At 60.3% G+C, this 11,706-nt stretch carries 13 protein-coding genes and 1 pseudogene; 9 read left to right on the top strand and 5 right to left on the bottom strand.

Annotated features, from left to right (window positions below):
• Positions 1-390 precede the first annotated feature (390 nt).
• From L1069_RS22785 to L1069_RS22770, 4 genes are all read right to left on the bottom strand, one after another.
• Entirely contained in the window at positions 391-774 is a 384-nt protein-coding gene (locus tag L1069_RS22785) for a nuclear transport factor 2 family protein (protein WP_237457162.1), read from the bottom strand.
• A gap of 85 nt (positions 775-859) precedes the next feature.
• On the bottom strand, positions 860-1,453 hold the full coding sequence (locus tag L1069_RS22780; RefSeq protein WP_237457161.1) for a hypothetical protein: 594 nt from the start codon (positions 1,451-1,453) through the stop codon (positions 860-862).
• A 20-nt stretch (positions 1,454-1,473) separates the two neighbouring features.
• Positions 1,474-2,082, bottom strand: coding sequence for a glutathione S-transferase family protein (locus L1069_RS22775; protein ID WP_237457160.1), 609 nt, complete (start codon positions 2,080-2,082; stop codon positions 1,474-1,476).
• Positions 2,075-3,115: a PhzF family phenazine biosynthesis protein gene (locus L1069_RS22770; RefSeq protein ID WP_237457159.1), complete on the bottom strand. Its 1,041-nt coding sequence runs from the start codon at positions 3,113-3,115 to the stop codon at positions 2,075-2,077. The genes L1069_RS22775 and L1069_RS22770 overlap by 8 nt, the downstream gene beginning before the upstream one ends.
• A gap of 83 nt (positions 3,116-3,198) precedes the next feature.
• Between L1069_RS22770 and L1069_RS22765 the strand changes: the two genes are divergently transcribed.
• The 9 genes from L1069_RS22765 (at position 3,199) to L1069_RS22725 (ending at position 11,099) form a co-directional block, all read left to right on the top strand.
• The gene (locus L1069_RS22765) at positions 3,199-4,137 is read left to right on the top strand and encodes a LysR family transcriptional regulator (protein WP_237457158.1); all 939 of its coding nucleotides are present in this window, start codon (positions 3,199-3,201) and stop codon (positions 4,135-4,137) included.
• A 100-nt stretch (positions 4,138-4,237) separates the two neighbouring features.
• Positions 4,238-5,104 carry a PhzF family phenazine biosynthesis protein gene (locus L1069_RS22760; protein WP_237457157.1) on the top strand — a complete coding sequence of 289 codons (867 nt, stop codon included), beginning with the start codon at positions 4,238-4,240 and terminating at the stop codon, positions 5,102-5,104.
• Positions 5,101-6,096, top strand: coding sequence for an ornithine cyclodeaminase family protein (locus L1069_RS22755; protein ID WP_237457156.1), 996 nt, complete (start codon positions 5,101-5,103; stop codon positions 6,094-6,096). Before L1069_RS22760 ends, L1069_RS22755 begins: the two co-directional genes overlap by 4 nt.
• A gap of 91 nt (positions 6,097-6,187) precedes the next feature.
• Positions 6,188-6,610 carry a hypothetical protein gene (locus L1069_RS22750; RefSeq protein WP_237457155.1) on the top strand — a complete coding sequence of 141 codons (423 nt, stop codon included), beginning with the start codon at positions 6,188-6,190 and terminating at the stop codon, positions 6,608-6,610.
• Between the two features lie 2 nt (positions 6,611-6,612).
• Entirely contained in the window at positions 6,613-7,353 is a 741-nt protein-coding gene (locus L1069_RS22745; protein WP_237457154.1) for an SDR family NAD(P)-dependent oxidoreductase, read from the top strand.
• 60 nt (positions 7,354-7,413) lie between these two features.
• Entirely contained in the window at positions 7,414-8,031 is a 618-nt protein-coding gene (locus L1069_RS22740) for a TetR/AcrR family transcriptional regulator (RefSeq protein ID WP_237457153.1), read from the top strand.
• Positions 8,032-8,053: 22 nt separating this feature from the next.
• Entirely contained in the window at positions 8,054-8,968 is a 915-nt protein-coding gene (locus L1069_RS22735) for a DMT family transporter (protein WP_237457152.1), read from the top strand.
• A gap of 339 nt (positions 8,969-9,307) precedes the next feature.
• Positions 9,308-10,291: a hypothetical protein gene (locus tag L1069_RS22730; RefSeq protein ID WP_237457151.1), complete on the top strand. Its 984-nt coding sequence runs from the start codon at positions 9,308-9,310 to the stop codon at positions 10,289-10,291.
• A 328-nt stretch (positions 10,292-10,619) separates the two neighbouring features.
• The gene (locus tag L1069_RS22725) at positions 10,620-11,099 is read left to right on the top strand and encodes a hypothetical protein (RefSeq protein ID WP_237457150.1); all 480 of its coding nucleotides are present in this window, start codon (positions 10,620-10,622) and stop codon (positions 11,097-11,099) included.
• 180 nt (positions 11,100-11,279) lie between these two features.
• Here the strand turns inward: L1069_RS22725 and L1069_RS22720 are convergent.
• Positions 11,280-11,706 (bottom strand): annotated as a pseudogene (locus L1069_RS22720) (HEPN domain-containing protein); the annotation flags it as partial.

The raw sequence follows: 11,706 nt of genomic DNA, 5'->3' as shown, positions 1-11,706 counted from the left end.
TGGGCTCACTGCCGCCTTGCGGCGACGCAGCGCCGGGCTGTCCGCCGTGACAGCGTTCCTGGCTACCCGTGATCGGCTCGAGCCAGCCCGCAGCGGTCATTAGTGCAGGACGTCACGCTCAGGATGCTGCCAGCGCGAAAAATTCTGGCCAACTTCCTGAATGCGGCCATTGAACCGCCTTGGCGCGCTGCCTCCAATGCTGCAGTCAGCACCAGGGGCCGGGAAGCGCAGGAAGCCGCCGCTGCAAAGTTGCGAACCGTATTCGCGCTTCGGAACCTGACCGGCCCTTTGCGGACATTGAGTGGGGGTGGTCGGCTCTGCAGCGCAGCACGTGATATCAGACATTGGCAGGTAGCGCGGCCTGAAAATCCAGAGCGTTGCCAATCAGCTCTAGCTCTCCCTTCGGTGCCACCATTCCTCCAGGCGGTTGCAGATCACGCCGTCCCGGGAACTGGAAAAGACTAACCGGAATACCCCGTCCAGTTTTACAAGCCTCCCAGAGGCTTTGCGCCTGAATACGGCCTGCCATCCTGCAATTGCTGTGTTCCCTGCAATAGACCAGATCTGCGCTGAAAACCTGACGTCTTCCTGCGCGTCTGCCGCACCTTCTTGCCAATACTGCCTTATTTGATCCCGGCCCGTCAGCGGTTCGCTGAACGGGGTCTCATGGTATTCTGCAGCTACCGTGAACAGGGCGGCCGCCTCGTCCGGGTCGCCTTGGATCCAGGCGCTGCCATAGGCCTTCAGCCAGTCTTCAACATCCTGTTCTCTCATGCCAGCCTCCAATTTTGGCAAGTGGCCAACGCAATATCCTTTACGCGCTGCAGCAGGCCGACAGCTCTGCCGCCGGCCCGAAAAGTCACGCGGCCAGCGATTGTGTGACCTTGATCAGCTTTTCCTCGTCGATGTCGTACATATAACCGTAGATATTGGCGTGTTTGGGAGTTCCGGCGGAGTTCCGCATCAGTTGGACATCATGCTCAAGGGAGGCAGTGTAGTCGCTGATGCAAATGCTTTCTGCCGGGTAAAGCTGTTCAATATCGGTATCATGTTCCTGCTTGTAGGCGTCAATGATCCCCTCTTTGGTGAACGAAGTGGCGCCGCAATGGGTGTGGTGAACGATGACGATGTTCTCGATCCCGAACAGATGCTGCGCCACTGTGACGGACCGCAGGGCGTCATAGGCCCGGCCGCCGGCCACGCAAACCTCGAAGACATTCGTGGTCGAAGCGATCTTGTTGCCGCTGCCGTCGGTGACGATGTTCCCGGGGTGTGTCTGGCCGAACTCTTCGGCCACCAACCGCGACACTTGGGCGATGCGCGGGTCATAGCAATAGACGACCACGGTTTTCAGCGGGACCGCCTTGGCAAATTCCTTTCGCACCGCCGCTTCGTCAAAACCGGGCTGCTTGGAAAAGGCATAAGCGTCGAAGTTCTGATGGTTGCCACACATGTTGATCTCCTTTCATCAGGTCAGAAAATGGCTGCAAGCGCGCGCTGCACCGGGGCGCGCTCCTGCGCCTCGCGGTACCAGCGCCGGGTGACCGGTAAGTCCTGAAGGCGGCCGGTGCCCAGCAGGTGGATCATGGGGAAAGCGGCACAGTCCGCCGCTCCGAAACGGGTGCCGCCGAGGAAACTGCAGATGCCGAGCCGCTGCTCAATGGCCGCAAGCGCGCGCGTTGCCCGCGCCTCGCCAAAGGCCAGGCCGGCGCTGCTGCCCTCTTCACGCTCCAGGCTGAGCCCGAAATTGACAGGAGCCACCAGGTCGGTCATCACTAGGCTCAGGGCTTCAAGCGCGTGGGCGCGGTCCGCCCGGGCGGCTGGCAGCAACTGGCCGGACTTTTCGGCCAGATACAGTAGGATCGCCATGGATTGGCTCAGGGTGATCTGGGCGCCGCAAGGGCCTTCGCTGTCGATGATCAGCGGCACCTGGCCCATCGGGTTGAGGGCAAGGAACCCCGGCCTGTCCTGATCCCGCTCGCGCAGGTTCACAGGCACGGCCCGGTAAGGCAGCCCAGTTTCCTCCAGAGCGATCAGCACCCTGTAGGTGTTGCCGGTGGTCCATCCGTAAAGATCAATCATTTCCCCCTCCCACTGCCGGTACCGGGCTGTGATCCAGCTTGATCTGCAGCTCCTTCATCACCGCGCCGTAGCCGCCGGCCATCAGCCCGGTGACCCGGCCTGCGTCGAGGTTCAGTTCAACCGTGATCTCGCTGGGCGAAGCGGGCTCCATGAAGTGGCCCTGCTCGATCAGCAGCTTTGGCCTGCGCACGCCGAGGTGGTCATACAACGCGCAGGCCAGCGGTCCGGCTGCCATTCCGGTGGCCGATTCTTCGCTGATGCCGTAACGCGGCGCAAACATGCGAGCGGTGGCGTCAGCAGAGGTAGCACCGGGATCCGTCGTGAACACGTAAAAGCCGATCAGATCCAAGGCGTCGCTGATGGCCTCGATCTGCGCAAAGTCGGGTTTTACCGCCTTGAGCGCGGCACCGTCTTTGACTGCAACCAGCACAAAACTGTTGCCGGTATTGGCCAGCTTGGGAGAGAAGCGCGGATCCAGATCCTCCGGCGTCAGCCCCAGTGCGTTCAGCACATCCTGTTCCTGAACGCCCCGGTCCGCCCAGTCAGACGGGTCTTCGTACCGCGGTGCCAGCTGCTCCATATAGGCGGCGCCATCCCGGATGATAATCTTGCGCGGGCCGTCTACGGTCTCTTTCGAAGTCTCCCCCTCACTCACCCGCCCGAGCTCGGCAAGATAGCTGAAGGTGGCGATGGTTGCATGGCCGCAATGGGCAATGCGCCGCGTCGGGGTGAAGAAATCCAGTTTGAACCCTTCAGTTTTGGACCGGGACACAAAGGCGGTTTCGGACAGGCCGACCTTCTGTGCAATTTCAAGCATTTGCGCGTCGCTGAGGCCGTCTGCATCCAGCACAACGCCAGCAGGATTGCCGCCGATTGCCTGCGACCGGGCGCCGCCGCCGTCGCCAAGGCGCTTAAGGTCCTTTTCGCTTAATCCGTCGCGCCCGGCCTCCAGCAGTTCAGGATCGCCACAATCCTTGAGCGTGACAAAGCCATTGACGATACGGGCGGTGACTGTGGCTTCAATGCGGGTCATGCTTTCGGCTCCTTTTCATGAATTGCCGTCAGCATGATCCATCCCTTGCCAGGAATACATTGATATAACTATGATCCAAATTCATGAAACAGACCGACACCCTTCTGCCCAGGCTGATCCAGAGCTCGCCCTTGCTGGAGGCAATAGCCGAAGAGCAGAACTTCACCCGCGCCGCGGAGCGCCTCGGCATTGAGCAATCGGCAGTCAGCCACAGGATCAAGGCGTTGGAGGAAGCGCTAGGGGTGCCGCTGTTTGACCGCACAACCCGCCGGATCATGCCGACCGAAGCCGGTCGCATCCTGTGTGACGCCGCACAGCACAGCGGCAGCGCCTGGCGCGCTGCTCTCACCCGGCTGCATGACCTCAAGACCAGCCGCAGTCTGCGCCTGTCGGTTTCTTCCTCAGTGGCAATGAAATGGGTTGTGCCCGCCCTGCAGCGCGCTCAGGACAGCGGGCTGGATCTTCTGGTCGACGTGGATGATCGGCTGGTCGACCTGCACGCAGGCGAGGCCAAGGCGGCAATCCGCTATGGGCTGGGCCCCTATCCCGGGCTGCATTCCGAGCCTCTGCTGCAGGCGGTTCTGCTGCCCGTCAGCCGGCCCGGCTATCTTGGGCCGGTGCCGCTGCAGGACTATTGCCGCCAGCCCGGCGCCCGGCTTCTGGTGGATCGCTTCGGCGAAAGCGACGGCACCGGCTTCAGCTGGCAGGAATATTTTGCCGGCCGCGGCTGGGATATTGAGTTCGAACGCTCCATCAACGCCTTTGCCCGTGCCGATCTTGCCATCCAGGCTGCCATTGGCGGCATTGGCATTGCGCTCGGGCGCAGCCTGCTGGTGGAAAATGATCTTGAGGCTGGATTCCTGAAAGTTGTTGGCAAGCCGGTGAAATCCCGCGCCCGCTACTGGCTGGTCACCACCCCCGCCAATGCCGCCACCGATGGGTATCAGGCGTTGCGCCAGTGGGTTCATGAAGAGATTTCAACAATCCGCGCACAGCAATCAAAGCTGTTCAGTACGGGCTGATCCCCATGTTCATGAGGCGGGCTCATGTACATATGGTTCGCCCCGCGCCCTGTTTCTGAGCTAGCCAGCAGGCAGATGCTCAGTTCAGCGGGGGTGCAGCATGCACTATGTCTTATGCGATGTTTTCTCGGACGGCCCGTTCTCCGGCAACAGCTTGGCGGTTTTCCCCGAGGCCCGGGCACTGGACGGCCGGCAGATGCTGCAACTGACCCGGGAGCTCAAGCACTTTGAGTCCGTCTTTCTGACCGGGCCCGTCCTCGTAAACGGCAGCCGCACCCTGCGGGTTTTCGATCTGGAAGAGGAGCTGCCGTTTGCCGGCCACCCTTTGCTGGGCGCCGCGGCCGTGCTGCATCACCTGGAGCAGCCCGCAGAAACGGCTGAGACCGCCTTTGCCTTGGGAGACCGCCAAGTGACTCTGCGTTCCGCCCGCTGTGCGGCCGGGTTTGACGTTTGGATGGATCAAGGAAAGCCTCTGTACCTGGCAGAGCTGAACGGCCCCGCCTCGCGGGAGCTTGTCAGCTGTTTCTCACTGGCGCCGGAGGATCTGGCCCCAGACCTGCCGTTGGAAGTCGTCTCGACCGGGCTGCGCTATCTGGTGGTGCCGGTCCGGCAGGGCTTGGACAGGGCGGCCATCCGTGTCCCGGATCTCGAGCAGCGGCTGGCGGAGGTAGGCGCGCAGTTTGCTTACCTGTACGACGTCCGCCAAACCGAAGGGCGCCATTGGACCAACGATGGGCGGATCGAGGACATTGCAACCGGCAGCGCCGCAGGCGTCATCGGCGCTTACGCCCATAAACACGGGCTGCTGAACGCGGCCACCACGTTGGAACTTAAGCAGGGGCAGTATGCAGGCCGCCCCAGCCGTCTTTCTGTACAGGTCGAAAGTGGACCCGATGGGATCAGCGCTGTCCGAGTTGGCGGTCAGGTTTCGATCCTGGGCACCGGCCGGTTCGAGGTGCTGCCATGACGCCTGCACTGCGCCATATCACCCGCGAAGAAATCGCCGCCCGGCTGTCCCACGCAGCCCTGCTGTCACCGGTGCGCCATGCGATGATTGCCTACAGCACAGGCAAAGCCACCGCGGCGGCTCAGGTGCTGTTCCCGGCGCCGGGCGCCGATGTGCATGTCAAAAGCGCAGTTCTGCCTGGCGCCCCCATTTTCACCGTCAAGCTCTCGGGCTGGTCGGAATGCCTGAAAGCAGACACCGGCAGCGGCCATAGCGGGCTGATCCTTGCCTGCTGCTCCAAGACCTGCCAGCCGCTTGCGCTGCTGCACGACGGCCACCTGATTTCCGACTACCGGACCGGCGCTGCCGGCGCTTTGGCCGCGCACAGCTGCCTTTCCGCCGGCCCGGTGGATGCGGCGCTGCTGGGTGCCGGCACCCAGGCGCGCCATCAGATCCAGGCGCTGGCGCAATTGCGGGAAATCCGCAGCCTCCGCATCTGGGCCCGTCGGCCTGAGGCAGCCAGATCGCTATCAGCTTTCCTGCAGGCCGGGTTTCCGGCAAGCCGGATCTCCACCGCCGACAGCACTGCCGAAGCGATGCGTGGAGCCCGGTTGGTTGTCTGCGCTACCGCCGCGACAGCACCATTGTTTCAGGCAGAAGATGTAAAGCCCGGACAGACCGTGATCAGCGTCGGCGCTGATGATGAAACCAAATGCGAGCTGCCCCCCGCTTTGTTCGCCCGGGCCGACAAGGTCTTCACCGACAGCCTCGGGCAGGCCCGCGCCTATGGCAACGCAGCCCGCGCCCTGTCTTCTGGCCTGACGGAGGCAGAATTTGGGATGCAGGAATTGGGCGCTGCCTGGGCCAACAATGACCGGCTGCGCAACAGCGGACGCCAAGTCATCGTTTGCAGCCTGACCGGGCTGGGCGTGCAGGACCTTGCTGCGGTTTCAACCCTGTTCAATTGGGAAACACCCCGGACGAACTCCGCACCCGCACAAAAGACCGGATAACGGCGGCGGCCTTAAGGAACCCGCTGCGGCGAGCGGGACATGCTTCCGCCTTTTCATAATGATCGATGTGAAAACTTAAGGAGACACGAAAATGACCGACACTCTGGGCTGGAAAATCGAAGGCCATTCGTTCCGGGACGGCAGCCTGCTGGCAGATTGGGAAAAGATCTACCAGGACAACACCTGGCACTGGCAGTACGACACCCACGAAATGACCTTCGCCATCTACAAACACGACGGCCAGTATTGGAAACTGTATCATGCCCGCTTTGTGCAGCCCGGCGCCGATGAATATTCTTATGGCTTTGGCGGCCAGTCATGCAGGATGGTGGAGGTGGAATACACACGCCGTGCGCGTTCGAACCATTCTCACATGCTGATGGAAAAGGGCGACCGCCAGTGGATCCGGACCTACGAGTACGACCCCGCGATCATGACCGTCATCACCGCCGGTGAGGAGAACGGAAAATACGGCGCGCCCTATACCGAAATCCGCAAGAAACAGTGGGCCTGACCATGGCCGGGCCTCTCTGCATCATTACCGGCGTCGGCGACGCCACCGGCAGCGCCACGGTGCGCAAGTTCATCTCGCAAGGCTACAAGGTAGCCATGATCGCCCGCAACGCGGACCGACTGCAGGCGCTGGCAGACCAGCATCCCGGCGCGCAGGCTTATGCCTGCGACATCTCCGATCTGCCGGCCTTCGAAACCTGCCTGACCAGGATCGAGGCGGAAATGGGTGTGCCCCGGGTGCTGGTGCATAATGCGGTGTCGCACAGTTTTGGCCGGTTCCGCGAGCTGGATCCGCTGGAGATCGAAGGGAACTTCCGGGTCAACACCACTGCCTTGCTGGTCTTTGCCCGCTTCTTTGCGGACAAGATGGCCGCCAGCGGCGGCGGGGCAATCCTGGCCACCGGCAACACCGCGTCGCACCGCGGCGTGCCGAACTACGCGCTTTTTGCCCCGTCAAAGGCCGCACAGCGCAATCTGTGCGAGGCGCTGGCGCGGGACCTGGGCCCGGAAGGTATCCACGTTTGCTACCTGTCGGTGGATGCCGCCATCGACGTGACCTGGCTGGGCGCCAGCGACGCAGAGCGCCCCAGCTGGCTGGTGCCGCCCGCAGACTGGCCGCATGCGCGGGAGGATTTCTTCGCCCATCCCGACGGCATCGCCGCGGAGATCTATCACCTCACCCACCAGCACCGGACCACCTGGTCCTTTGAGACCACAATCCGCCCCTTTGCGGAAAAGTGGTAACCCCGCAGCCGCGGCAGGCGCTCTTTGCCCGCCGCGGCCTCAAGCAACAGGAAGAGCCCCATGGGAAGGCACAAGGAATTCGACCCGGACGATGCCGTGGAAGCTGCGCTCAAGGTGTTCTGGCGCAAAGGCTACCATGATGCCTCTCTGCAGGATCTGATCGCCGGCACCGGTGTCAACAGCTACGGTCTCTATTCGGTCTTCGGCTCCAAACACGGCTTATACTTGGCCGCTTTTGAGCGCTACAACCGGGACGTAACCGCCCCGCTGGCCCGCGGTATTGCCCGAGCCGGCGCCAGCCCCGAAGGGCTGCGCAGGGCCTTGCAGGGCGCAAGAGCGCGGCTGACCCCAGGCGGCGAGCCGCTGGGCTGCTTCGTTTGCAACAGCATGGTCGAAATGTCCGCTACCGATGAGAAGGCTGCCGAACTGGCAGCCCGCAACCGCCAGATGCTGTCGCAGGGATTTGCCAGGTTCTTGCAGCGGTCAGCACCTGAGGACACGGAACCCGCGCGCCGCGCAAAGGCGGGGCTACTGGCCAATGGCATGTACACTCTCGGCCTGCTCATCCGGTCGCGCAGCCCGGAACCCCTCATCCTGGATCACCTCAGCGGCCTCTGCGCCCTGAACCATCCCGCCGCTCACCGCCAGGCAGGCAGCAGCCTGCATCTTAATGATTGATGTGTTTAAGGAGGAAACCACGATGCGCTGGACACTGTCTCTGATCTTCCTGGGGCTGGCCTGGGGAGCAACCATACCTCTAAACAAGCTTGCCGTGGCGGGCGGGCATTCCACTGCTGACCTGGTCTTTTGGCAGCAGCTGGCCGGGTTTGCCCTGCTGCTGACCTGGCAGTCTTCCCGGCGGCTGAAAGGGCAGCGCAGAGGGGCCAGGCCGCAATGGGGTCTCTATTTCATTGTTGCGTCGCTGGGTACGCTGCTGCCGCACGGACTGAGCTTTGCGGCCGTCAGCATGGTGCAGGCGAACATGATGTCCATCGGCATCGCTGTCACCCCGATGGCAGCCTACATGATCGCCCTCGGCCTGGGCCGGGAAACGCTCAGTCTCCGGTGCGGCTCCGGTCTGCTCCTAGGCGCCGCGTCCATCCTCCTGCTGCTGGGCATTTCGCTCACGCTGCTGGGTCAGCAGGCAGCCTGGGGCATAGCTATCGCCTTGCTGCCCGGGCTGTGCTACGCGGCTGAGAGCAACGTGATTGCCGCCAGCGCTCGCGACCGCTTCGACCCTGTCGAAACACTGTTCTATGCGTCCGGCCTGTCTTGCCTTCTTGCTCTGCCCCTGGTCCTTGGCAGCGGCACCGATCCGCTGGCCCTGGCCACACTCTCTCTGTCCTTTACGGCACTCATCCTCTCCGGCCTGCTGCATGTTCTGTGCTACGCGGCCTATTTTGCAATCGTTGCCCGGACCGGCGCGGTCTTTGCCAGCCAGGTGGCCTACTTCGTGACAATTGGCGGTTTCTTGTCCGGCACATTGTTCCTGAACGAGACGGCGCCGCCCGCCTTGATCGTTTCCTTAGGACTGATGGTGTTAGGGGTCGGGTTGGTGCCGCCTCGGCCACAGCAGCGACAAGGGTTGGATATCGCCGATAGTTTCAACGGGTGAACTTCTGCATAAGCTGCTAATGGGTTCAATTCGAATAGGTCTCCTTGCAGCCCGGTTTAGCGCCCCGCAACCAATGGTATTGGCGGCCCTATCCTGCCGGTGGCCAGGATGGTCATCGCTGCTGTGCAGCTTCCCCAAAACGGCCATCGGCGGCATCGTGCAGCATGATCCGGCAGGCCAAGGCCTGCCAAGCGGGCAGAGTTTTCGGCCAGTCAAGAACAGAGCAACTTCTCAAATCGTTGCTGCCCTCTATGAGCCAATTTAGGCACTCGCTATCAAAACATTACTGAACTGGTTAAGCTCGTAGCGACCAAGTGGCGTCATTAAAGGAGCGCGAAGTTGGTAATATCGGATGAGGACAGTGCAAGAGCGTGGCTGAAGACCCAATCGCATCCGGCACTGGTTGCGTTCTCGGCACGTGCCGCGTTGCGAGTTCTTCCAAGGATGGGAGATGAAAGTAAAAATGAGATCCTCAAGCTTTTGTGGCGTGTTTTCCGTTCCATGATTATCTCCACCGTTGCAGCGGCGGAGGTTTTGGATGGAGAAGAAGACTTCCTGAATTCTGCCTTCTATTCAACGGCGGCGGATACGTGGTCAGCATTCGCTGACTCGGTGTTCTCAGCGCATTATTCCACCCTTGGCGAGGGCAACCCGGAAATCGCAGCTGTTGTGTTGAGTTCATCTGTGCTGTTGCGAGCTGCAGGCTACGATGACGACGCGGACACAGAGACCGTGGATTGGAGCGAACTCGCTTACCGCCAGGCAAACAGTGACGCCAAATTCCTTGAAAATAATCATCCCGCACAGCTGTTTGATCAACCTCTTTGGTCGCGCGTGCCTATGCCGCTAGCCTTGGCAAACAGCTATGACAAGTTGACAGCGTACCATTCGAGCAAAAGCGAAGATTGGGGGGATTTCCTTGCTTTCTTTCTCGAGTGGTACTCTGGAATGGTGGACGGGCAACCGTTGCCTTGGGAACTACAACGGCGGGTGGCTCTGATTGACCAAGCAATCTGGGAAACCGGGCACGAGGCTATAGCCAAGGAAATCGAGAAGATCCGTGCCAAATTTAACCTTGAAAAGCGCGTTGAAGAGCTCGAGGCCGAACTGCGAAGCGCGACTCTCAACCGGCACGGCATTGGTGGAAACATGCCGCCCGAACTGCTCCACGATGCGCCTGTAGCGCAGGAACTGGGCATCGTCCGGCAGCCAGTGCAAGACCTCAAAGTTGAAATCGCCAAAGACCATCCTGACCCAAAACGCCTCCAAGAGATTATCGAGGCGCTGGCCACAGCATTAAAAAGGGCCTCGCTTGGTGTCTGAGAAAGGGCGATCTGATCGTCGATACCACGATTAAGTGGGCGATCCCTACGATGGGAACGGGCTACCTCGCGCTCAACCCAGAGAAACTCGAAGCGGTGATAGAGGCCGTGAAGAAATTGCTTGGCGTCCTATAATGTCAGACTAACAGGTGCGCCAATCACCGGTCTAGTCCAGGCGTGCCGTTGGCTCCCGGCCCTGAGCGGACATTCGCGCGGAGCCGGATGCCACGGCGCAGGTTCCCCACAGGGAGCGGTAGTGCAGTGGCCTCAATCAGTTGCCCCAACCAATCTCAAGTTGTAGACTGAAAAAGAAAACGTCGGAGGCCGTCTTGGATGAAGAAATAGCAAATTTCATGCTCACAGCCGCCAAATTTGAGTTCTTCTTAGTCAACTACGACCAAGCATTTGCTCATGTGAGTGGAGACCGGAACACCATTACGGGCGTCAACTGGGATCGCGTCGGCCAATCATTGGAAGAAATGTATCCTTTCAATGAATTTGACTTTGCCGGCGCGGGATTTCTGATCTTTGTAGAAAGTGTGCCTCAGTTTTTGGTGGCTAAAGAAGATGGTAAGCTGAAATGGGACAGCGACGAAGTCGAAGTTTCTTCTTGGCAAGTATTATTGAGGCGTGGCTATGCGCAGCTTCGAAATAATGTTGCGCACGGCAATAAAGCGCAGCTTCCGGCACCTTTCACGAGAGACAGAACAAGGAACTTCATCGTCGCAGGGCATCACCTAATTAACTTCATTGCAGAAGTGTATTCCGCAGAAAACATGTTGAGTTATGAAGTTCAGTTCGAGAGCTGAATACTCATCGGTCAAGATATGCTTCGGTCATCTTTTCGGTCACGACACTCTACAGATTTTCGCACTTGTTCGAATTCTGCGACGCAGGAATACCCCCAGAAGACCCAAAAGATGGCTGAGAGTGGCTTAGCCGGAGAATCGCACACAAAAAAGAAAAGCGCCCCCCCTGGAACATCGGCTTCAAACATCTCCTAATATCTGTCCGACAGGTCGATCGAGACTTTGGCCGAGATTTGGTAAACGGCCTGCAACATTTTCGAAACATAAGGCAAACGCGGCTTGCGCCTTAATAACAGCAGCTTCTTTGATGGTCGATCCATTGTGGACAATCTCTCCCCGAGCTTCCATGATCGACTTCACTGCATCGATATAATTGTCGATCCCATGCTTATTTTTGAGACAGATTCGGAGCCGTTTCAGAACCCTCGCCGAGACGCCCGGCGCATAAGCATCAGTCAGCAGCGTTTCGAATGCGACTGCAAGTGCCACGACTGCTTCATCATCCGTCACTCGGGCGCTGAATGACTGCCGATACCAATCCAGCGCCGTAACCACGCGCGCATAGACTTTGCGCCGGACACGATCGTTGCTTGTGGTGTTGACGTGC

The organism is Leisingera sp. MMG026 (assembly GCF_021654205.1).
In the GTDB taxonomy this organism is placed as follows: Bacteria; Pseudomonadota; Alphaproteobacteria; order Rhodobacterales; family Rhodobacteraceae; genus Leisingera.
The sequence above is the reverse complement of the archived record's forward strand: the minus strand, read 5'-3'. Positions and strand labels throughout refer to the sequence as shown.

Excerpts from the sequence above, each read along its gene's own strand:
- L1069_RS22760 (WP_237457157.1), top strand. The coding sequence starts at position 4,238 with ATGCACTATGTCTTATGCGATGTTTTCTCGGACGGCCCGTTCTCCGGC.
- L1069_RS22775 (WP_237457160.1), bottom strand. The coding sequence starts at position 2,082 with ATGATTGATCTTTACGGATGGACCACCGGCAACACCTACAGGGTGCTG.
- L1069_RS22740 (WP_237457153.1), top strand. The coding sequence starts at position 7,414 with ATGGGAAGGCACAAGGAATTCGACCCGGACGATGCCGTGGAAGCTGCG.
- L1069_RS22780 (WP_237457161.1), bottom strand. The coding sequence starts at position 1,453 with ATGTGTGGCAACCATCAGAACTTCGACGCTTATGCCTTTTCCAAGCAG.
- L1069_RS22785 (WP_237457162.1), bottom strand. The coding sequence starts at position 774 with ATGAGAGAACAGGATGTTGAAGACTGGCTGAAGGCCTATGGCAGCGCC.
- L1069_RS22750 (WP_237457155.1), top strand. The coding sequence starts at position 6,188 with ATGACCGACACTCTGGGCTGGAAAATCGAAGGCCATTCGTTCCGGGAC.
- L1069_RS22745 (WP_237457154.1), top strand. The coding sequence starts at position 6,613 with ATGGCCGGGCCTCTCTGCATCATTACCGGCGTCGGCGACGCCACCGGC.
- L1069_RS22770 (WP_237457159.1), bottom strand. The coding sequence starts at position 3,115 with ATGACCCGCATTGAAGCCACAGTCACCGCCCGTATCGTCAATGGCTTT.
- L1069_RS22735 (WP_237457152.1), top strand. The coding sequence starts at position 8,054 with ATGCGCTGGACACTGTCTCTGATCTTCCTGGGGCTGGCCTGGGGAGCA.
- L1069_RS22755 (WP_237457156.1), top strand. The coding sequence starts at position 5,101 with ATGACGCCTGCACTGCGCCATATCACCCGCGAAGAAATCGCCGCCCGG.
- L1069_RS22765 (WP_237457158.1), top strand. The coding sequence starts at position 3,199 with ATGAAACAGACCGACACCCTTCTGCCCAGGCTGATCCAGAGCTCGCCC.